20 protein-coding genes are annotated in these 19,757 nt (G+C 71.6%); 8 read left to right on the top strand and 12 right to left on the bottom strand.

Features of this window, described 5'->3' with window-relative positions:
- Positions 1–38 precede the first annotated feature (38 nt).
- On the bottom strand, positions 39–1,190 hold the full coding sequence (locus ABD355_RS42305) for a serine hydrolase domain-containing protein (RefSeq protein WP_344406600.1): 1,152 nt from the start codon (positions 1,188–1,190) through the stop codon (positions 39–41).
- A 215-nt stretch (positions 1,191–1,405) separates the two neighbouring features.
- Between ABD355_RS42305 and ABD355_RS42300 the strand changes: the two genes are divergently transcribed.
- Both ABD355_RS42300 and ABD355_RS42295 read left to right on the top strand, forming a co-directional pair.
- Positions 1,406–2,269 carry a hypothetical protein gene (locus ABD355_RS42300; protein ID WP_344406599.1) on the top strand — a complete coding sequence of 288 codons (864 nt, stop codon included), beginning with the start codon at positions 1,406–1,408 and terminating at the stop codon, positions 2,267–2,269.
- Positions 2,270–2,322: 53 nt separating this feature from the next.
- Positions 2,323–3,138, top strand: a complete 816-nt coding sequence (locus ABD355_RS42295; protein WP_344406598.1) for an EI24 domain-containing protein — start codon at positions 2,323–2,325, stop codon at positions 3,136–3,138.
- Here the strand turns inward: ABD355_RS42295 and ABD355_RS42290 are convergent.
- Together ABD355_RS42290 and ABD355_RS42285 are read right to left on the bottom strand one after the other, a co-directional pair.
- On the bottom strand, positions 3,116–4,420 hold the full coding sequence (locus tag ABD355_RS42290) for a pyroglutamyl-peptidase I (RefSeq protein ID WP_344406597.1): 1,305 nt from the start codon (positions 4,418–4,420) through the stop codon (positions 3,116–3,118). The two genes, ABD355_RS42295 and ABD355_RS42290, sit on opposite strands and share 23 nt — an antisense overlap.
- A 122-nt stretch (positions 4,421–4,542) precedes the next feature.
- Positions 4,543–5,499: a LysR family transcriptional regulator gene (locus ABD355_RS42285; RefSeq protein ID WP_344406595.1), complete on the bottom strand. Its 957-nt coding sequence runs from the start codon at positions 5,497–5,499 to the stop codon at positions 4,543–4,545.
- A gap of 59 nt (positions 5,500–5,558) precedes the next feature.
- On the opposite strand from ABD355_RS42285, the gene ABD355_RS42280 reads away from it, so the two are divergent.
- From ABD355_RS42280 to ABD355_RS42270, 3 genes are read left to right on the top strand one after another with little or no spacing between them, the layout of a single operon-like run.
- On the top strand, positions 5,559–6,368 hold the full coding sequence (locus ABD355_RS42280; RefSeq protein ID WP_344406729.1) for an NAD(P)-dependent oxidoreductase: 810 nt from the start codon (positions 5,559–5,561) through the stop codon (positions 6,366–6,368).
- Between the two features lie 9 nt (positions 6,369–6,377).
- Positions 6,378–6,767 carry a RidA family protein gene (locus tag ABD355_RS42275; protein WP_344406594.1) on the top strand — a complete coding sequence of 130 codons (390 nt, stop codon included), beginning with the start codon at positions 6,378–6,380 and terminating at the stop codon, positions 6,765–6,767.
- Between the two features lie 25 nt (positions 6,768–6,792).
- Positions 6,793–7,131 carry a YrdB family protein gene (locus ABD355_RS42270; protein ID WP_344406593.1) on the top strand — a complete coding sequence of 113 codons (339 nt, stop codon included), beginning with the start codon at positions 6,793–6,795 and terminating at the stop codon, positions 7,129–7,131.
- Positions 7,132–7,177: 46 nt separating this feature from the next.
- Here the strand turns inward: ABD355_RS42270 and ABD355_RS42265 are convergent, their stop codons facing one another.
- Positions 7,178–7,756 carry a TetR/AcrR family transcriptional regulator gene (locus ABD355_RS42265; RefSeq protein WP_344406591.1) on the bottom strand — a complete coding sequence of 193 codons (579 nt, stop codon included), beginning with the start codon at positions 7,754–7,756 and terminating at the stop codon, positions 7,178–7,180.
- Between the two features lie 105 nt (positions 7,757–7,861).
- Between ABD355_RS42265 and ABD355_RS42260 the strand changes: the two genes are divergently transcribed.
- Positions 7,862–10,306, top strand: coding sequence for a beta-glucosidase family protein (locus tag ABD355_RS42260; protein WP_344406589.1), 2,445 nt, complete (start codon positions 7,862–7,864; stop codon positions 10,304–10,306).
- Between the two features lie 77 nt (positions 10,307–10,383).
- On the opposite strand, the gene ABD355_RS42255 is transcribed toward ABD355_RS42260, so the two are convergent.
- A complete protein-coding gene (locus tag ABD355_RS42255; protein ID WP_344406588.1) occupies positions 10,384–11,358 on the bottom strand; it encodes an aldose epimerase family protein in 975 nt (324 codons plus the stop codon).
- Positions 11,359–11,410: 52 nt separating this feature from the next.
- On the bottom strand, positions 11,411–12,292 hold the full coding sequence (locus tag ABD355_RS42250) for an SGNH/GDSL hydrolase family protein (RefSeq protein WP_344406587.1): 882 nt from the start codon (positions 12,290–12,292) through the stop codon (positions 11,411–11,413).
- A gap of 266 nt (positions 12,293–12,558) precedes the next feature.
- Here ABD355_RS42250 and ABD355_RS42245 point away from each other — a divergent pair, with 266 nt between their 5' ends.
- Positions 12,559–13,053: a DUF3145 domain-containing protein gene (locus ABD355_RS42245; RefSeq protein WP_344406586.1), complete on the top strand. Its 495-nt coding sequence runs from the start codon at positions 12,559–12,561 to the stop codon at positions 13,051–13,053.
- 165 nt (positions 13,054–13,218) lie between these two features.
- Here ABD355_RS42245 and fabF read toward each other — a convergent pair whose 3' ends face one another.
- From fabF to fasR, 5 genes are all read right to left on the bottom strand, one after another.
- Positions 13,219–14,490, bottom strand: a complete 1,272-nt coding sequence (gene fabF, locus ABD355_RS42240; protein ID WP_099928643.1) for a beta-ketoacyl-ACP synthase II — start codon at positions 14,488–14,490, stop codon at positions 13,219–13,221.
- A 79-nt stretch (positions 14,491–14,569) separates the two neighbouring features.
- Entirely contained in the window at positions 14,570–14,818 is a 249-nt protein-coding gene (locus ABD355_RS42235; protein WP_015660680.1) for an acyl carrier protein, read from the bottom strand.
- Between the two features lie 108 nt (positions 14,819–14,926).
- Positions 14,927–15,925 (bottom strand): ketoacyl-ACP synthase III, encoded by a 999-nt coding sequence (locus ABD355_RS42230; protein WP_344406585.1) that lies wholly within the window; start codon positions 15,923–15,925, stop codon positions 14,927–14,929.
- Between the two features lie 20 nt (positions 15,926–15,945).
- On the bottom strand, positions 15,946–16,863 hold the full coding sequence (locus ABD355_RS42225; RefSeq protein WP_344406584.1) for an ACP S-malonyltransferase: 918 nt from the start codon (positions 16,861–16,863) through the stop codon (positions 15,946–15,948).
- Between the two features lie 89 nt (positions 16,864–16,952).
- A complete protein-coding gene (gene fasR, locus ABD355_RS42220) occupies positions 16,953–18,158 on the bottom strand; it encodes a fatty acid biosynthesis transcriptional regulator FasR (RefSeq protein WP_344406582.1) in 1,206 nt (401 codons plus the stop codon).
- Between the two features lie 62 nt (positions 18,159–18,220).
- Here fasR and ABD355_RS42215 point away from each other — a divergent pair, with 62 nt between their 5' ends.
- Positions 18,221–18,880, top strand: a complete 660-nt coding sequence (locus ABD355_RS42215; protein ID WP_344406728.1) for a pirin family protein — start codon at positions 18,221–18,223, stop codon at positions 18,878–18,880.
- A 48-nt stretch (positions 18,881–18,928) separates the two neighbouring features.
- On the opposite strand, the gene ABD355_RS42210 is transcribed toward ABD355_RS42215, so the two are convergent.
- Entirely contained in the window at positions 18,929–19,753 is an 825-nt protein-coding gene (locus ABD355_RS42210; protein WP_344406581.1) for a serine hydrolase domain-containing protein, read from the bottom strand.
- Between the last annotated feature and the right edge of the window lie 4 nt (positions 19,754–19,757).

Raw genomic sequence — 19,757 nt, 5'->3', positions numbered from 1 at the left:
CGGCCTCTGCCGTACGGCGAACAGACGGCGTACGGGGGTCAGGAAGCCAGCGCCGCCGTGTGTACCGCCTTCACCAGCCGCTCGTTCTCCGGTGCCGCCCCGCCCGGGAAGGCGATGCGCCGCCGGGTGTAGCCGTACGCCAGCCCGCTGCGCGGGTCCGCGAAGGCCTGGGAGCCGCCCGCTCCGGCGTGCCCGAAGGCCCCGGCGCCCAGGAACAGGTACCAGGCCTCGCCCGTCGCCTGGAAGCCGAGGCCGAAGGCGCGGTGGCCGCGGGCCACCAGGTCGTACCCGACCGAGTGGACCTGTCCGACCTCGGCGACCGTGTCCGGCTTCAGCAGCGGCGGCCGCCCCGCCACCTCGCTGATCGCCGCCGCGTACATCCCGGCGAGCCCGCGCGCCGCGGCCACCCCGCCCGCCGACGCAGGCCCCTTGGCGCGCACCGTACGGGAGTTGGCGTGGCCGACCAGGTCCCCCGCGTCGGGCACATGGGTGTTGGACGCGATCGAGGCGAGTGTGTGCGGCCCTCTGGGCGCCGCGTCCAGCACGGCCTGCTGCTTCGCCGTCGGGGCCATCGGCTGCACGGACCGGAAGCGGGGCTCCAGTGCCTCGGGCAGCCCCAGGAAGAAGTCCAGCCCGTACGGCGCCCGTACCCGTTCCTCGTAGATCTCCTGGAGGGTGTGGCCCGTGGCCCGCCGCACCACCTCACCGGTGAGCGCGCCGATGACGAGCGCGTGGTAGCCGAACGCCGTGCCCGGGCGCCAGAACGGCCGCTGGTCGGCAAGGCGTTCCGCGATCGCGCGGTCGTCGGCCAGCTCGTCCTTGCTGAACCCGGCGTCGAGCCCGATCAGCCCGGCGCGGTGCGTGACCAGATCGCGCAGCGTCAGCGCCGCCTTGCCCTCGGTGCCGAACTCGGGCCAGTAGTACGTCACTCTGCGGTCCAGCTCCAGCGTGCCGTCCTGCACGAGAAGGGCCACGACAAGATGGGCGGCGCCCTTGGTCGACGAGAACACACCGTAGAGGGACTCGGCGTCGTTGCCGTCCCCGGCCCACAGGTCGACGACCTTCCGGCCGTGCACATAGGCGCACAACTGGCCCTCGTAGTCGGGCAGTTCCCCCGCCACGAACGCGGCGAACTCCTCACGCACTGCCTCGAAGCCGTCCGCGACGGTGCCGTGGATCTGCTGCGTCATCCGTTCTCCTCAAGCTCGGGCGCTGGGCGAGGGGGCTTCCTGAGATCGATACGGCGAGATGTACCTGTTCGACTCAACCCCAACAAGGGGCGGTTCATGTCACGGATGCCCCGTATGGCTCACCCCGGGTGGGCCGGAGGGGGCGACGGAGTCCGTCGGATGGGGGCATGCTGAGGGGCGACCGTCGGCACCGAGGCTCCATTCGAGGAGAGCCCATGGCAACGATCCCTTCGCTCCCCAGCAGGGACGACGTGCTGCGCATGGCACGCAACACCACCGACATCACCGGCCAGCTCCTGGACACCGCCGGGAACATCACCCGGATCGCGATCAACACCTTCGACCCGCGGGACGGCTCGGGCGCGGAGGTGCTGCGCGTGCTGCGCCAGACCACCGCGGAACTGGCCGAGGCGAGCGCGTCTCCGCAGGCCCAGGAGGCGTTCTACCGGATCGTCGACACCCTGACCCGGCTGGGCACGAGCGGGGCGCCGCTCGCCGTGCACCCGGTGAGCGAACCGGCACAGGCCCTGCTGACGGCGATCGGCGACAGCCTCCTGCCGGTGCTGGACGCGGTCGAGCCGGCCGTCGCGGAGTTCGCGGACGCCCTCGGCGACCTGGTCGAGGCGACGTCCCCCGTGCTGCCCGCGGCGGCGGGCGTGGCCGCGGGAGCGCTTCTCGCGGTGACGCCGGTGCTCCGGGCGGCAGCGGAGGTCCTGCGCGACTCGTCCCCCGAACTGCGCCGCGTCGCCGACGCGCTGACCGCCGCCCTCGCCCCCCTGATGCCACTCCAGGTCGCCCTCGCAGAACGCGCGGCGGCCGCCGGAGCAGGCGTGGTCCGAGCAACCCTCCCCCCACTGGCCGACCTCGCGGAAGCAGCAGCAGCCACGACAAAGGCGGCCCGCCCGCTCCTGGTCGCGGGCGAGGAACTCCTGGTGTCCGGCCTGGAGCAACTCCAGCCCCTGCTCCTGACGACGGCATCCCGAGCGGGGCGGGTGGCACGGGCGGCCGCGGTACGGGTGAGCGCGGCGGTGTCACCGGCGGCGGACCAGGGGGTCGTGGTGGCCGTCACCCCGGTGTAGTGCCAGGTGTTCGGCGATGCCGTCCGGGAGATGGGGCCCGATAGGGTTTCCACATGCGCGATCTCGGGGCGGGCTTCACCTACCTACTCAAGGGCCAGCGATGGGTGGCCAGGCACGGCAAGCAGTACGGCTTCGGCCTGCTGCCGGGCCTGATCACCCTCGTCCTCTACTCGGCCGCGCTGGTCAGCCTGGCCCTCTGGGGCGAAGACGCCGTCACCTGGGCGACCCCCTTCGCAGGCGACTGGTCCAGCCCCTGGCAAGGCCTCTTCCGCGGCTTCCTCACGGCGGTACTCTTCGCCCTCGCCCTGCTCCTCGCCGTCCTCACCTTCACGGCCGTAACGCTCCTCATCGGCCAGCCCTTCTACGAGAACCTCTCCGAAAAGGTCGACGCCGACGTAGACCCGAACGGCACGGCCCCCGAGTCCGGCCTCCCCCTCTGGCGCGAGCTGTGGATCTCGGCCCGAGACAGCCTCCGTATCCTCGTGCGGGCACTGCTCTGGGGTGTCCTGCTCTTCGCCCTCGGTTTCCTCCCGCTCGTCGGCCAGACCGTGGTCCCGGTGATCGGCTTCTTCGTCACGGGCTTCTTCCTCACGGAGGAACTGACCGCCGTCGCCCTCCAGCGCCGAGGCGTCGAACTGCGCGCCCGCCTCACCCTGCTGCGCTCCCGCAAGACCCTGGTCTGGGGCTTCGGCACCCCGCTGGGCCTGGCCTTCCTGGTGCCGTTCGTCGCGGTGTTCCTGATGCCGGGCGCGGTCGCGGGCGCGACGCTGCTGGCGCGGGAGCTGCTGGGCGAGGAGACCGACGACGGTCACGACGACACCGCCGGGGACCCCGAAGGGGAGGACCTCACCCAGCGGTCGTGGCGTTGACCGCGACGGTCAGGATCGCCCGTACCTGAGTGATGATGTCCTGCCGGTTCTGCAGGAACTCCGGGTCCGTGACCGTCCCGGTCGCCGGATCGGTGTTGCCCGTGCCGAACTGCAGCACCGGTGTGTGCACATGGCCGCCGGGCAGGGTGTCGTGCAGTCCGAGGCGGTCCCGCAGCAGGGTGGCCCGGTAGGCGATCTCGTTGGACAGGTAGTTGCCGCCGCCTCCGGCCCGCGCGGTGGACCCCGCCGTCGGCCCGTCCGGCCGTACGACCGGATCGGTGCCGCCCGCCGGGATCTCGGTCACCTCCGTGTGGTCGTACACTGGGAAGCGTCCCGTGTTCGCGGCCACGATCTCCTTGTACGGCAGGGTGGTCGTCGTCCACTGCGGCTGTGAGGCGGGATCGGTGACGGGGACGGTCTCCGTCCGGCTGATGTTGTCGTTGTCGGGGAACCCGCCCCGCCAGGCCCCGTTGGTCCGCTCCACGTCGAACCGCCCGACCCGCCCCTGGCTCACGGTCGTGAACAGGTCCACCTGCTTCAGATACGGCCGCAGCGTCCGCTCCACGGTCCCGTCCGCGAAGTCCTGCCAGCGCACCGGGAACACGACCGTCTCGATCCGCGCGGGCCCCTTCGCCGTCTGGATCACCGTTCCGTCGAGCGCCAGCGCGGTGGCCCCGGAGGGATTGGAGATCCGGATGTCCCGGTCCAGCGTGAACGGGTCGAAGCCGGTGACGAGCACCCGCCTGAGGCCCTTGCCGTGCTGCGGATAGCGGACGTCGGTCTGCCCGCGCGAGGTGCGCTCCAAGGCATCGATCAGCGCGGTCCGTTGCTGGTCGCCCAGCTCGAACTCCGGCTCCCAGGTGCGCACTTCACGGGTCATCCCGAGCCGCGCCCAGTACAGCGGCCGGTCGTCGTCCCGGGCCAGGCCCGCCCGTCGCCCACCACCACCCTTCCAAGGAAGCGCTTCGCGCCTTTCTGATTCCGCCGCCCCGCGCCCCTGCGCCCGGTCCACGGCCCGCCGCCACAGCGCCGACCCCTCCTGTATGACGATGCGGCGGGCCTGCGCATAGGAACCGGCCTTCTCCAGCGCGCGGGTGAGCCGTGGAGCCACGTCGTCGAAACCGGACCGTTCGAGGATCTCCTGCGGTACGGCCTTGTCCAGCCGCTGCTCCTCGACGGTGGGGGAGGGGACGGTCCCCGCGGCGGTCGCCGTGGTGGGGGTCGCGAACCCGGTCAGCAGAGCCAGTCCGAGTACACCGATCCGAACGCGTATGGAATTCAAGGGATTTCAGGTCCTTCCGTCGCCGTCGTGGGGGAGCGTGGTGCGGACGGCCGCAGTATCGCCCGACGGAAGTGGTCTACGCCATGGTGCGGGTGTGTCGGGTGTGCATCGAGTACGCGCACCTACCCGGGAACGGGGATACGGGCCACCGCCTCCCGCAGCGCCCCGACGAACGCCTCCACGGCCGGCGTCAGCGCCCGCCCACGTGCCGTCGCCGCGTACACCGCCCGGGCCGGGGCTCCTTCGTCGAGGACCGGAAGCAGTGCGATGTCCGGGCGTACGGACTCGGCGGCCAGGGCGGGGACCAGAGTGACTCCGAGGCCTGCGGCGACGTACCCCTGCTTGGCGGTCCACTCGCCGACGACGTGCGTCACGCGCGGGCGGAAACCCTGGCGCAGGGCCGCGTCCAGGAGGGTGCCCTCGGGACGGGAGCTGCCGGAGATCCAGTCGGCGTCGGCGAGTCGACCGAGCCGCACCGGGCCCTCGTGGCCGGCCAGGGGGTGGTCGGCAGGGACGGCGACGTACAGCGACTCGTCGAGGAGGTGGTGCAGTTCGTACGACTCCAAGGGTGCTCGGCCGGTCGTCGAGACGACCGCCAGGTCCAGGTGGCCCGCGGCCAGCCGGTCCAGGAGGCCGGGGGTGAGGCCCTCCTCACGGGAGAGCCGGACCCGCGGGTGGCGGGCCCGGAACGCGGCCAGGGCGTGCGGCACCAGCGCCGCGTCGGCCGTCGCGAACGCCCCGAACCGCAGCCGCCCGCCCGCCACTTCACGCAGGTCCGCCAGTTCGCGTGCGGCGCCGTGCAGCGTCTCGGCGACCGACTCCGCATGCGGGACGAGCAGCCGGCCGGCCTCCGTGAGCCGTACGCCGCGCGGCAGCCGATCGAAGAGCGCGGCCCCGCCGAGCGCCGCCTCCAGCGAGGAGATCTGCCGCGAGACCGCCGACTGCGTCCACCCGAGCGCCCGAGCGGCCACGGTGAACGAGCCGTGCCGGGCGACCACCAGGAACACCCGCAGCCACACGGTGGACAGGTCCGGTACCGCTACGCCTGCTACGGGATGCTGTTTCGGCATGGGAGCCATGCTAGACATTCGCTTGTCGCATCGCGGATGGCGGTTCTAGCGTCGATGGCATGCCGCAGATGGATCAGATCGCCTTCCTGGGCCTGGGACACATGGGTACCCCCATGGCCCGCCGACTCCTCGCCGCCGGGCACCCGTTGACCGTCTGGAACCGCACCGCGGCCAAGGCCGCGCCGCTGGTCGCCGAGGGAGCCGTGCTCGCCGCGTCCCCCGCCCACGCCGTGCGGGACGCCGAGGTGGTGGTCACGATGGTCGCCGACCCGGCCGCGCTCGACGCGGTGGCCGACGAGATCGTGCCCGCGCTGCGCCCCGGCACCCGGTGGATTGAGATGTCGACGGTCGGTCCGGACGCCGTACGCGAACTCTCCGCCCGAGCAGGAGAGTCGGTCACTGTCATCGACGCCCCGGTCATGGGCAGCACCGACCGGGCGGCGGCCGGTGAGCTCGGCATCCTCGCCGGCGGCGACACGGCGGGCGTCGAGCACGTCCTGGCCCGCCTCGGCACCGTCACCCGCACCGGTGGCATCGGCTCCGCCGCCGCCCTCAAGCTCGTCCTCAACTCGGCCGTCATCGGCGGTGTGGCCCTCGTCGCCGAGGCGTTGCGTCTGGCCGACGCCCTGGGGGTGGACGGCGACACCGCGCGCACCGCCCTCGCGAACAGCCCGCTCGGCGGAGCCGTCACCCGTGCCTTCGCCGAAGGCGTGCACTTCGGCACGGCCCTGGCGGTCAAGGACCTGACCCTGGCGACGAAGGCGGCCGAACTGCCGGCCGTGGAAGCCGCGTTGGGTCACTATCTGCGGGCCGCCGCCGACCCCGCCCTCGCGGACGCGGACCTCTCCCGCGCCGCTGCCCGCATCCGAACCGCCTGAAGGGACCCCATGAAGGTCACGCTGGACAACCCGGCCGACGCCCCTCAACCCGCCGGCCCCTACTACTCCCAGGTCGCCCGCGTCGAACACACCGACGGCAGCGCCCTGTTGTTCGTCTCCGGTCAGATCGCCGAGGGCGCCACTCTCGCCGACCAGACACGCGGCATCTTCGAGGGGCTCGACGCCCTGCTCCGCGCGCATGGCGCGACGCTGTCGGACGTCATCAACATCCGCACCTATCTGACGGACATCACCAAGCTGCAGGAATACGGCTCCGTGCGGCGGGAGTTCCTCACCGGGACACCGCCGACGAGCATGACCTTCGAGGCCTCGCGGCTGTTCCGGCCCGAGGCGCAGATCGAGATCGAGGTCGTCGCCGCCGTGCCCGCACCGGAGTGATCCCTTCCGGGCGATACTGCCGCCCATGAAGGCAATCAAGGCAGTGAACCTCGGCGTCCTGTTCCTCATCGAACTCGGCGCTCTGGTGGCCGCCTCCTACTGGGGCTTCACCCGGGACGTGGCAGCCCCGCTCGCCTGGCTCCTCGGCCTCGGCTCCCCGGCCGTACTGATCGTGCTGTGGGCGCTGTTCGGCTCCCAGAAAGCGTCGTACAAGACGCGCGGCGCGGTCCGCGTCGGGTTCGAACTGCTCTGGTTCGGGGCCGGCGTGGTCGCGCTGTTCGCCGCCGGAGCGGTGGGCTGGGCCGTCGCCCTCGCCGCGGTGTGCGCGCTGAGCAAGACGCTCGCCGTCGTGTGGCGCCAGTAGCGACGGAGTTCGGCGCGGGCAACCGGGACCGGTCAGAACAGGGAGCTCAGGCCTCCTCCCCCAGCAGCGCCAGAAAGTCCCGAAACGCCCCCGGCATGTCCACCGACTCCGGGTCCAGCAGCCACTGGTACTGCAAGCCGTCCATCACGGCCACCAGCAGCGGAGCCGTCCGTTCCGGGGTCAGCCCGTTCGGCAGCCGCTCCCCGTACTCGGCCCGCAACACCGCCGCCATACTCTCCCGCACCTGCCGGTACCGCCCGGTGAAGTACCCCCGCGCCGGATGCCCCTCCGTCACACTCTCGCCCAGCAGCGCCGAGAACGTCTGGATGATCCCGGGACGCATCGCGTTGTACTCGACCAGCGAGGCCAGCAGATCCACCCGCCACTGCGTGGCCGGTACGGCATCCCACTGGTCCCGGTCCTTCAGCACCGCGACCAGCAGCGCGTCCTTGGTCGGGAAGTAGTGCAGCAGTCCCTGCTGGGTGAGCCCGACGCGCTCCGCCACCGCGGCCAGGGACGCGCCCCGGTACCCGCGCTCGGCGATCACCTCCAGCGCCGCCCGCACGATCTCCGCGCGCCGCTCCTCGCTTCTGACCCTGGCGTTCATGGCGTCACCGTACGACATCCCCGTACAGTAAATATTACGGCACGATAACGAAACCTACCGTGTTACAGGGAGCGGGTGCACGATGGGGCGCAGGACGACATGACTCGATGAGGAGGCACCGCCATGGCGGGAACCCCTGGAACCTCTCCGGCCGACAGTGCGCGCGAGGCCGCCGTGGACGCGGCGCTCGGCAAGCTGGACCTGGACGCCAAGGCCCGGCTGCTGTCCGGCCAGGACATGTGGTCCCTGCCCGCCCTGCCGGAGATCGGCCTGAAGTCGCTCGTCATGTCCGACGGCCCGATCGGCGTCCGGGGAGTGCGCTGGACCGCCGACGACCCCTCCGTCGCCCTGCCGTCCCCGACCGCCCTGGCCGCCACCTGGGACCCGCAACTCGCCCGCCGCGCGGGCACCCTGCTCGCGCAGGAGGCCCGGCGCAAGGGCGTGCACGTTCTCCTCGCGCCGACGGTCAATCTGCACCGCTCCCCGCTCGGCGGACGGCACTTCGAGGCCTACAGCGAGGACCCGTATCTGACCGGGCTGATCGGTACGGGGTATGTGCAGGGCGTCCAGTCGGGCGGCGTCGGCACCACCGTCAAGCACTTCGTCGCCAACGACGCCGAGACCGACCGCTTCACCGTCAACAACCTGGTCTCCCGGCGCGCCCTGCGCGAGCTCTACCTGGCGCCCTTCGAGCTCATCGTCGAGAACGCGCACCCCTGGGGCATCATGACCGCCTACAACACGGTCAACGGCACGACGATGACCGAGCACCGCCACCTGGTGAACGAGGTCCTGCGCGGCGAATGGGGCTTCGACGGCTACAACGTCTCCGACTGGATGGCCGCCCGCTCGACGGTCGGCGCCATCGAGGGCGGCCTGGACGTCGCCATGCCCGGCCCGCAGACCGTGTACGGAGCCCCGCTAGCCCAGGCGGTGCGGGACGGCAAGGTCGAGGAGGCCGTCGTCGACGAGGCCGTACGCAACGTCCTGCGGCTCGCCGCCCGCGTCGGAGCCCTGGAGAGCGCCGAGCCGGCCGTCACCGCACTGCCCGAGCCCGTCGACGGCATCGCACTGGCCCGTGAGATCGCCCGCCGCGCCTTCGTCCTGGTGAGGAACGAGAACAACGCCCTGCCCCTCAAGCCGGGCACGGTGGCGCTGATCGGCGCCGCCGCCCGCGACGCCCGCGTCCTTGGCGGGGGTTCGGCCACGGTCTTCCCGGCCCGGATCGTCTCCCCGCTCGACGGCCTCACCGCCGCCCTCCCCGAGGGCACCCTCAGCTACGCCGTCGGCGCCGACCCCACCACCGAACTCGCCGTCGCCGACAAGGGCTTCGAGCTGCGGGCGGTGTGCCGGGACGCGGACGGGAACGTCATCGGCACGGCCTCCGCCCCCAGCGGCCAGATCCAGTGGATGGGTTCCGACCTCCCCGAGGGCGTCACCCACGACCGCCTGCACACCGTCGAGCTGACCGGCACCTTCACCCCGCGCGAGACCGGCCTGCACACCTTCGGTATCAAGGGCACCGGCCACTTCACCCTCACCGTCGACGGCACGACGTACTACGACGACCTCCAGGGCCCCGCCGACGACAGCGACCCCTTCGAGGCGTTCTTCGGCGCCCCGGTGCCCCGCGCGCAGGCCGAACTGACCGCGGGCCGACCGGTCGAGGTCTCCCTCACCTACGTCTACGCGCTCCCCGAGGACTTCCCCCTCAAGGTCGTCGCCTTCGCCCTGGCCCATCTGGAGCCGCAGCGCGACGGCGACGAGCTGATCGCCGAGGCCGTCGAGGCCGCCCGCGCCGCAGACACCGCGGTCGTCGTGGTCGCCACCACCGACCGAGTCGAGTCGGAGGGCTTCGACCGCAAGGACCTCGACCTCCCCGGCCGCCAGGACGACCTGGTCCGCGCGGTCGCCGCCGCCAACCCGAACACCGTCGTGGTCGTCAACTCCGGCTCCCCGGTCGAGCTGCCGTGGCGGGACGAGGTCGCCGCGGTCCTGCTCAGCTGGTTCCCCGGCCAGGAGGGCGGCGCGGCCCTCGCGGACGTGCTGACCGGCGCGTACGAGCCGGGCGGCCGCCTGCCCACCACCTGGGGCTCGCTGTCCGACGCCCCGGTCACCCAGGTGGTGCCCGAGCGCGGCGAACTCGCGTACACCGAGGACGTCTTCATCGGCTATCGGGCCTGGGAGAAGCAGGGCCGCACCCCCTCGTACCCCTTCGGTCACGGCCTCGGCTACACCGACTGGACCTACGAGTCCGTCGAGGTCGACGGCACCACCGCCACGATCCGCGTCCGCAACTGCGGCGAGCGCGCGGGCCGGGAGGTCGTCCAGGTCTACCTGGCGCCGGCCGAGCCCGGCCCCGACCGCCCGGCACGCCGGCTGGCGGGCTTCGCGGGCGTCGAGGCGGCCCCCGGCGAGACGGCCGAAGCGGTCATCGAGATCCCCCGCCGCGCCTTCGAGGTCTGGGACGAGGAAACGAACTCATGGTCATTTGTGAAGGGTTCGTACGAGATCCAGGTGAGCCGCTCGATCACCGACCGCCGACTCACCGCGACGATTAACGTCTGATCCGGGACAAGTCTCCCCACGAACAGCCCCGGCCCGGGACCTGACCCCTGGGCCGGGGCTCGTGCGTTCCCCCGCCGCTAGCGGGTGGTGAAGCCGTACACCGTCTCCGACCGGAACGCCCCGCCCGGCCGCAGCACCGTGCTCGGGAAGTCCGGGTGGTTCGGGGAGTCGGGGAAGTGCTGGGTCTCCAGCGCGATGCCGTCGCCGGGGGCGAAGGGGGCCGACAGGTGGTCCGCGGTGTAGAGCTGGAGGCCGGGTTCTGTGGTGGCCACGGTCAGCACCCTGCCGGAAGCGGGATCGTGCAGTTCGGCCACCTCACGGGCGGTCTCGGTGACTCCGCCGTCGAGCACGAAGTTGTGGTCGTACCCGGCGCCGACCTTCCGCGCCTGACGGAAGTCGAAGCGGGTGCCCGTCACGTCGGCGAGCTCGCCGGTCGGGATCAGGTCGGCGTCGACCGGCGTGTAGCGGGAGGCGGCCAGCCGCAGTTCGTGGCCGCCGGCGCTGCCCGAGCCGCCGAGGCTGAAGTAGCTGTGGTTCGTCAGGTTCACCACGGTCGGCGCGTCCGTCACCGCCTCGTACGCGATGCGCAGGGCGCCGGACTCGTCGAGCGTGAACGTCGCCGAGACCTCCAGCCGCCCCGGGAAGCCCTCCTCGCCATGCGCACTGACCCGGCTCAGCCGCACCCCGTACTCCCCGGCCCGCGTCACCTCCCACACCCGCTTGTCGAAGCCGCGCCCGCCGCCGTGCAGGGAGTTGGGCGGCGTGTTCTGCTCCAGCGCGTACGTCACCCCGTCCAGCGGGAAGCGGCCGCCCGCGATCCGGTTGGCGTACCGGCCGATCAGCGCGCCGAGGTACGGCTCCGGGTGCGTGAGATAGCCGTCCAGGTCCGCGAACCCCAGCACCACGTCCCCGGCCCGCCCGTCCCGGTCCGGGACCTCCAGGGACTGCACGATCCCGCCGTACGACAGGATCCGGACCCGCACGCCGGCCCGCTCCAGGGTCCAGCGGTGGACCGGGGTGCCGTCGGGAAGTGTGCCGAAGAGTTCGTTCATGTGCGGAACTTTAGGTCACGGCCCTGTCGCCCCGGATCACAGCACCTCACGCCTACCTCCCCGTGACCTTCCGGTAGGCGATCTCCGCGAGCCGCGCCTGCCCGTTCACACTGGGATGGAACCAGTCCCACTGGCTCAACTGGGCCGTACCGAACCGGTAGTCGTACACCGCGCCCCCGTCGAACCGGCACCGCCGGTCCTTCGCACAGACCTCCTTGAGCACCGTGTTGTACGCCTCCACCCGCTTCTGCACGGTGTCCCGCCGCAGCGTCGCCGCCGCGTCCAGCGCGTCCGCGTCGCCCAGCATGGAGGGGCAGATCCCGAGCTTCCACACCTGCTTGCCCAGCGGGTTGGTGCGCCCCTCGGACCACAGCCGCTTCAGGTTCGGCACGCTCGCCACGTACACCTGTGTCTTCGGCAGCGACCTGCGCAGGGTGCTCAGCGCGTCCTGGAAGTCGGCGCGGAAGCTCTCCACCGAGGTCATGGCGGCGGTGCTGGCCCGGCAGGCGTCGTTCGCCCCCGCCATCACCGTCACCAACTGCGGCCTGCGCGTCACGGCCTGCGCCATCTGACCCGGCAGGTCCGCCATCCGCGCCCCGGTCACCGCGTAGTTCCAGCTGCGCTCGGCGGCCTGCGCCTTCCCCAGCAGCCGTACGGCGAGGCTGTCGACCTCGGCGCTGCTGCCGGTCGCCCAGGACACCTCGGGGCAGTCCGACAGGACCGTACAGGCGTCGAAGCCGCGGGTGATGGAGTCGCCGACGGCGGCGATCGAACGGGGACTCACGTCCCACGCCGGCGCGGGCTTCGCGCTGTGCGCCTTCGTGCCCGTCGGCCCGGCGGAGTTGCCACCGACGGCGTCACACCCGGCGACGCCCAGGACGGTCGCCGCCACGGCGGCGAGAACGGTCCGTGAACGGTGGCTTGGCTTCCGCATACGCCGGTGATCCCCTCGGTGCGTCCGTCTGTGTACGGATGTGTCACCCCATAACAACGCGCGGGAGTTCCCGATCCACGCACCCTGCAACGGTTCACACCCGTACAAGCGTCCTGCCGGGTGAATGGCGGACGTTTCAGCGCATCGGGACCGACGGTACGTCACACTCCTTGCGCCGCCGCACGGTAGCCTCGCCATCAACGTGGCCGTCCGGCCACGGCCGTCCGCCCGTTCGCCAGATTGTCCTGCTCTGCCCGGAGGTCCCGGTGACGACACGTGGGGTTCTGTACGTGCACTCCGCGCCGCGCGCGCTGTGCCCGCACGTCGAGTGGGCCGTCGCCGGGGTGCTCGGCACACGCGTCAACCTCGACTGGATCCGGCAGCCCGCCGCGCCGGGCACCTGGCGCTCGGAGTTCTCCTGGAAGGGCGAGGTCGGCACGGCGTCCAAGCTCGCCTCCGCGCTGCGCGGCTGGCAACTCCTGCGCTTCGAGGTCACCGCCGAGCCCTGCCCCACCGCGGAGGGCGAACGCTACAGCTGCACCCCCGACCTAGGCATCTTCCACGCCGTCACCGGCATCCACGGTGACATCCTCATCCCCGAGGACCGCCTCCGCGCCGCCCTCGCCCGGTCACAGCAGGGCGAGACGGAACTGGAGTCCGAAATCACCAAGCTCCTGGGCAAGCCGTGGGACGACGAGTTGGAGCCGTTCAGGTATGCGGGGGAGGGCGCTCCGGTGCGCTGGCTCCACCAGGTGGTCTGAACCGCCCTGTTCTTGGTCTTCAGGGGCGCGGGGCTGTATCGATGTGCGGCTCCGCCGCGTGGGCGCGATCAGCCACAGACGGCCCGCAGTCGGCCGACAACAGACGTCAGAACGGCGAGCGGCCCGCCCCCACCCCGGGGACGGGCCACTCGCCGTTCACGGCAATCAGACCGTACGGAACGCCAGCACCACGTTGTGCCCACCGAACCCGAAGGAGTCGTTGAGGGCCGCGATACGGCCCTCGACGGGCAGCTTCCGCGCCTCACCGCGGACGATGTCCGCAGCCGCCTCCGCCTCAGGATCAAGGTTCTCGACATTGATGGTCGGCGGAGCAACCCGGTGGTACAGCGCCAGGATCGTGGCGACGGACTCGACCCCGCCCGCACCGCCCAGCAGATGACCGGTCATCGACTTGGTCGCCGAGACCGCCATGTGGTCGGCATCGTCGCCGAACACCTTCCGCAGCGCCTTCAGCTCGGCCACGTCACCGGCAGGCGTCGAGGTGGCGTGCGCGTTGACGTGCACGATCTCCGCCGGGTCCAGATCGGTGCGCTCCAGCAGGTTCTGCAGGGCGTGCGAGATGCCGCGGCCCTCGGGCTCCGGCTGCACGATGTCGTGGCTGTCGGCGGAGATGCCCTGGCCGACCGCCTCCGCGTACACGCGGGCGCCGCGCTTGGCGGCGTGCTCGGCGGACTCCAGGACGAGGACGCCGGCGCCCTCGCCGAGGACGAAGCCGTCACGGGCGACGTCGTAGGGCCGCGAGGCGCCCTGCGGGTCGTCGTTGTTCTTGGACATCGCCATCATGTTGCCGAACGCGGCGATGGGCAGCGGGTGGATGGCCGCCTCCGTGCCACCCGCGACGACGACGTCGGCGCGGCCGGTGCGGATCATCTCGATGGCGTAGCCGATGGCCTCGGCGCCCGAGGCGCACGCGGAGACCGGCGTGTGCACGCCCGCACGGGCGCCCACGAGCAGGCCCACGTTGGCGGAGGGGCTGTTCGGCATCAGCATGGGGACGGTGTGCGGGGAGACGCGGCGTACGCCCTTCTCCTTGAGCACGTCGTACTGGTCGAGCAGGGTCGTCACACCGCCGATGCCGGAGGCGATGACGGCACCGAGACGGTCCGGGTCGATGCTCGCGTCGTCACCGGCCTTCTCGGTGAAACCGGCGTCCGCCCAGGCCTCCTTGGCCGCGATCAGCGCGAACTGCGCCGAGCGGTCCAGGCGGCGGGCCTGCGGCCGGGGGATGACCTCGGTGGGCTCCACGGCGACCGGCGCGGCGATACGGACCGCCTGCTCGGCGGCCCACTCCTGCTCCAGGGGCTTCACGCCGGACTTGCCGGCGATCAGGCCCTCCCAGGTAGAGGCTGCGTCGCCACCCAGCGGTGTGGTTGCGCCGATACCGGTGACGACCACGGTGCGATTGGTCGGGCTCACGGGAATTCTTTCTCCAACGGATCGGGATTCAGCGGCGCCACCGCCGGGTGGCGGGGCAATGCAGCCTGGCCTAGAAGGCTCAGGCCTGGTGCTTGAGGATGTAGTCGGTCGCGTCGCCGACCGTCTTGAGGTTCTTGACGTCCTCGTCCGGGATCTTGACGTCGAAGCGCTCTTCGGCGGCGACGACGACCTCGACCATGGACAGCGAGTCGACGTCCAGGTCGTCGGTGAAGGACTTGTCCAGCTGGACGTCCTCAACCGGGATGCCGGCGATCTCGTTCACGATGTCGGCGAGACCGGCGACGATCTCTTCCTGAGTGGCGGCCATGTCAGGCGCTCCTTCGTAGTAATCCAGAGGGTGTGGCGCCCGCCGCGTCAGCGGCAGGTTTTGCAGTGCTTTCCGCACCGGATCCGATGATGATCCGGCACGGAGTGCCTAGGGGAGGGTAACGACCGTCGCGGCGTACACGAGACCCGCCCCGAAGCCGATGACGAGCGCGGTGTCGCCGCTCTTCGCCTCACCGGTCGCCAGAAGCCGCTCCATGGCGAGCGGAATCGAGGCGGCCGAGGTGTTGCCGGTGGTGCGTACGTCACGCGCGACCGTGACGTGCTCCGGCAGTTTCAGCGTCTTCACCATCGAGTCGATGATCCGCTCGTTGGCCTGGTGGGGAATGAAGACGTCCAGGTCGTCCGGGGTGATCCCGGCCGCGTCCAGCGCCTGCTGGGCGACCTTCGCCATCTCGAACACGGCCCAGCGGAACACCGCCTGGCCCTCCTGCGTGATCGCAGGGAACTTGTCCGTGGAGCTGTCGTACTCGTTCCACGCCACGGTCTGCTTGATCGTCTCGGACTTGTCGCCCTCCGAGCCCCACACCGTCGGGCCGATCGCCGGCTCCGTGGAGGGGCCGACCACGACCGCGCCCGCACCGTCGCCGAACAGGAAGGCCGTCGCACGGTCCTCAAGGTCGGTGAGGTCGGACAGCCGCTCCACGCCGATGACCAGGACGTACTCCGCGGAGCCCTCGATGATCATGCCCTTGGCGAGGGTGAGGCCGTAGCCGAAGCCGGCGCAGCCCGCGGAGATGTCGAATGCGGCGGCCTTGTTCGTGCCGAGCTTGTCGGCGATCTCCGTGGCCACGGCGGGGGTCTGCTTGAAGTGCGACACGGTCGACACGATCACGCCGCCGATCTGCTCGGCGGAGATCCCGGCGTCGGCGATCGCCTTGCCGGACGCCTCGATCGACATCGCGGCGACGGTCTCCTCGGCGGAGGCCCAGTGCCGGGTCTCGATGCCGGAGCGCGAACGGATCCACTCGTCGGACGAGTCGATCGTCTCGAGGATCACCTCGTTGGGCACCACCCGGGTCGGGCGGTAGCCGCCCACACCGAGGATGCGCGCGTACGGGGCGCCCTTGCTGGGCTTGATCTTCGACATGTTCGTACGGCTCCTTGGTGTCAGGCGTTGGCGTGCTCGGAGATGAGCTCGCGGGCCGCGTCGAGGTCGTCGGGGGTCTTCAGCGCGAGCGTCTTCACGCCCGGCAGCGCGCGCTTGGCGAGGCCGACCAGCGTGCCTCCGGGGGAGACCTCGATCAGGGCGGTCGCGCCGAGCTCCTTGAAGGTCTCCATGCACAGGTCCCAGCGGACCGGGTTGGCGACCTGGCCGACCAGGCGCTCCAGCACCTCGGCGCCGGTCGCGACCGTCTGCCCGTCCTTGTTGGACACGTACGTGAACTTCGGGTCGGCGGGCGCCAGTTCGGCGGCGGCCTTGGCCAGCGCGTCGACGGCGGGCGCCATGTGGTGCGTGTGGAAGGCGCCGGCGACCTTCAGCGGGACGACCTTGCGGACGCCCTCGGGCTTGTCCTCGTTCAGCACGGCGAGCTGCTCCAGCGTGCCCGCGGCGACGATCTGGCCCGCGCCGTTCACGTTCGCCGGGGTGAGGCCCAGCTTCTCCAGGTGCGCGACGGAGACCTCCGGGTCGCCGCCGAGCAGCGCAGACATCCCGGTCTCGGTGATCGCGGCGGCGTCGGCCATGGCCAGACCCCGCTTGCGTACGAGGGTGAGCGCGGAGGTGTCGTCGAGGATGCCCGCGAAGGCGGCGGCGGTGATCTCGCCGACGCTGTGGCCCGCGACGGCCCCCGGCGTGATGGCACCGAGTGCCGCGGCGGACAGGATGCCGGCGGCGACGAGCAGCGGCTGGGCCACGGCGGTGTCGCGGATCTCCTCCGCGTCGGCCTTCGTGCCGTAGTGGGCGAGATCCAGTCCGACGGCGTCCGACCAGGCGGCGACGCGGTCAGCGGCACCGGGCAGTTCGAGCCAGGGAGTCAGGAAGCCGGGCGTCTGGGCGCCCTGGCCGGGAGCGACGAGTACGAGCACTCTCACACTCTCTCTTGTGGACGGCCAAGGCCGCCCGTGGGGACAGGGACGAAGAACACGGGGGGGTTTTGTGGACCCCCGACAAAAGACTAGGCGGGGAGATCCCCGTCGGCCAGACGCCCCAGGATCAGCGCGATCCGCAGCGTGAAGGCGGAGCGTACATCGGAAGGTGACCAACCGGTGACGTCAGTCACACGTCGGAGCCGGTAGCGCACGGTGTTCGGGTGAACGAAGAGCATCCGGGCGGCGCCTTCCAGACTGCTCGCCTGCTCCAGATAGACGGAGAGCGTCTCCAAAAGCGCCGACCCGGCCTCCTCCAGCGGTCTGTAGATCTCCTCCACCAGCTGCTCGCGCGCGCTCGGGTCACCGGCGATCGCGCGCTCCGGAAGCAGATCGTCCGCCAGTACCGGCCGCGGCGCGTCCTGCCAGGCGGAACACGCTTTGAGACCGGCGGCAGCGGCCTGCGCGGAGCGGGTCGCGGCGAGCAGATCGGCCACCACCGGCCCGGCCACCACGGCCCCGGCCGCATACGGCCCGATCAGCGACTTGGCCACACCGATCGGGTTGTCGCTGCCGCCGGCGATGACGACGAGCCGATCCCCGAGCACCCCGGTGAGCACCTGCAGCTTGGCGTGCCGGGCGGCCCGCCGGATCGCCTCCACCGTCAACTCGGAGTCCCCGTCGGGGGCGGTCCCGAGGACGACACACACATGCTCGGGGGCGTTCCACCCCAGGGCGGCGGCCCGGCTGACGGCGCCCTCGTCGGCCTCCCCGCTGAGCACCGCATTGACGACGAGCGACTCCAGGCGCGCGTCCCAGGCACCGCGTGCCTCGGCGGCCTGGGCGTACACCTGCGCGGTGGCGAAGGCGATCTCCCGGGCGTACACGAGCAGCGCCTCGCGCAGCACGCTCTCGTCGCCGGGCGCCGCCACCTCGTCGATCGCGGACTCCATGACCTCGATGGTGGTGCGCACCATCTCCACGGTCTGCCGCAGCGTGATCGCCCTGGTCAGCTCACGGGGCGCGGTCCCGAACACATCCGTCGAGATGGCCTGCGGGGCATCGGGATGCCGGAACCACTCGGTGAAGGCGGCGATTCCGGCCTGGGCGACCAACCCGATCCAGGAACGGTTCTCCGGGGGCATCGCCCGGTACCACGGCAGCGTCTCGTCCATGCGTGCGATGGCCTGCTGGGCGAGAGAGCCGGAGGACTTCTCCAGTCGCTTCAGGGTCGCTGCGTGCGGGTGGACGCGGGGCGCGGCGGCTTCGGGCTTGCTCGTTTCGGGTTCGGGCACGGGGACAAGACTGCCTTATCCGGACGGGAGCGTGCGTCGCCGGGTCTACCGTGGACTTCGTGATGGACGTACGGCGCGCTGCGGAGCGCTACCCAGGGGGCGACCCGGCAGCCGGCATCGAGTCGTGGCACGCCTTCTCCTTCGGCCCGCACTACGACCCCGACAACCTCCGCTTCGGCGCGGTGATCGCCTGCAACGAGGAGCGGCTCGCGCCAGGCGCCGGCTTCGACGAACACCCGCACAGCCACACCGAGATCGTGACGTGGGTGGTCGAGGGCGAGCTGACCCACCGTGACTCCTTCGGCCACGAGACGACGGTCCGGCCCGGCGACGTCCAGCGGCTGAGCTCGGCCGCGGGCGTACGACACGTGGAGCGCAACGACGGCGACGTCCCCCTGACCTTCGTCCAGATGTGGCTGGCCCCCCGCGACCCCGGCGGCGACCCCGCATACGAGATCGTCCACGGCATCGCGGACTCGACCCCGTACGCCGTCCCGGAGGCGGGCGCCATGCTTCACGTACGCCGCCTGACCGCGGGGGAGCGCACGGCGGTCCCGGACGGGAGCCACGTCTACGTCCACGTCGTACGCGGCGAAGTGCGCCTGGAGGGCGAGCGTTTGGGCCCGGGAGACGCGGCCCGCATCACGGACGCCAAGGACATGGAGGCACTGGCCGCGACGACCGCGGAGCTGTTGATCTGGGAGATGACGGTCCCTTCCTGACGCCGGCCGGCACCACTCAGCCCGTCCGGCGTCTGAGGACGAGGCCGGTCAGGCCGACCTCAGCTCCGAGAGCACCGCATCCGTGAACACCGGCCAGGCCTCCACCGCCCACGGCCCGAAGGCCCGGTCGGTCAGGGCCACGCCCGCCACCCCCGCGTCGGGGTCGACCCACAGGAACGTACCCGCCTGCCCGAAGTGCCCGAAGGTCCGCGGCGAGGACGAAGAGCCCGTCCAGTGCGGCGACTTGGAGTCACGGATCTCGAAGCCGAGCCCCCAGTCGTTCGGATTCTGATGCCCGTACCCCGGCAGGACCCCCTTCGTCCCCGGGTACTGCACCGTCATCGCCTGCGCCACCGTCCGCGGATCCAGCAGCCGCGGCCTCTGCACCTCGGCCGCGAACCGCAGCAGGTCCTCGACCGTCGAGACGCCGTCCTTGGCGGGGGAGCCCTCCAGTGACGTACCGCTCATCCCCAGCGGCTCCAGCACCGCCTGCCGCAGATACTCCCCGAACGGGATGTCCGTCGCCTTGGCGATGTGGTCGCCGAGCTGCTCGAACCCGGCGTTGGAGTACAGCCGCCGCTCCCCGGCCGGCGCGGTCACCCGGTGCTCGTCGAACGCGAGCCCCGAGGTGTGGGCCAGCAGATGGCGCACCGTCGAGCCGGGCGGCCCCGCCGGTTCGTCGAGCTCGATCGCGCCCTCCTCGTAGGCGACGAGGGCGGCGTACGCGGTGAGCGGCTTGGTGACCGAGGCGAGCGGGAAGCGGTGGCCGACCGGACCATGGGTGCCGAGGACCGTGCCGTCGCCCCGCACCACACCCGCCGCAGCGGTGGGAACCGGCCAGTTTTCGATCAGTGCAAGGCTCTTCAGCGACATGCCG

It is taken from the genome of Streptomyces longisporus (assembly GCF_039532765.1).
Taxonomy (GTDB): Bacteria; Actinomycetota; Actinomycetes; order Streptomycetales; family Streptomycetaceae; genus Streptomyces; species Streptomyces longisporus.
Note: the sequence above shows the minus strand (reverse complement) of the source record. Positions and strands in the feature narration are given on the sequence as shown.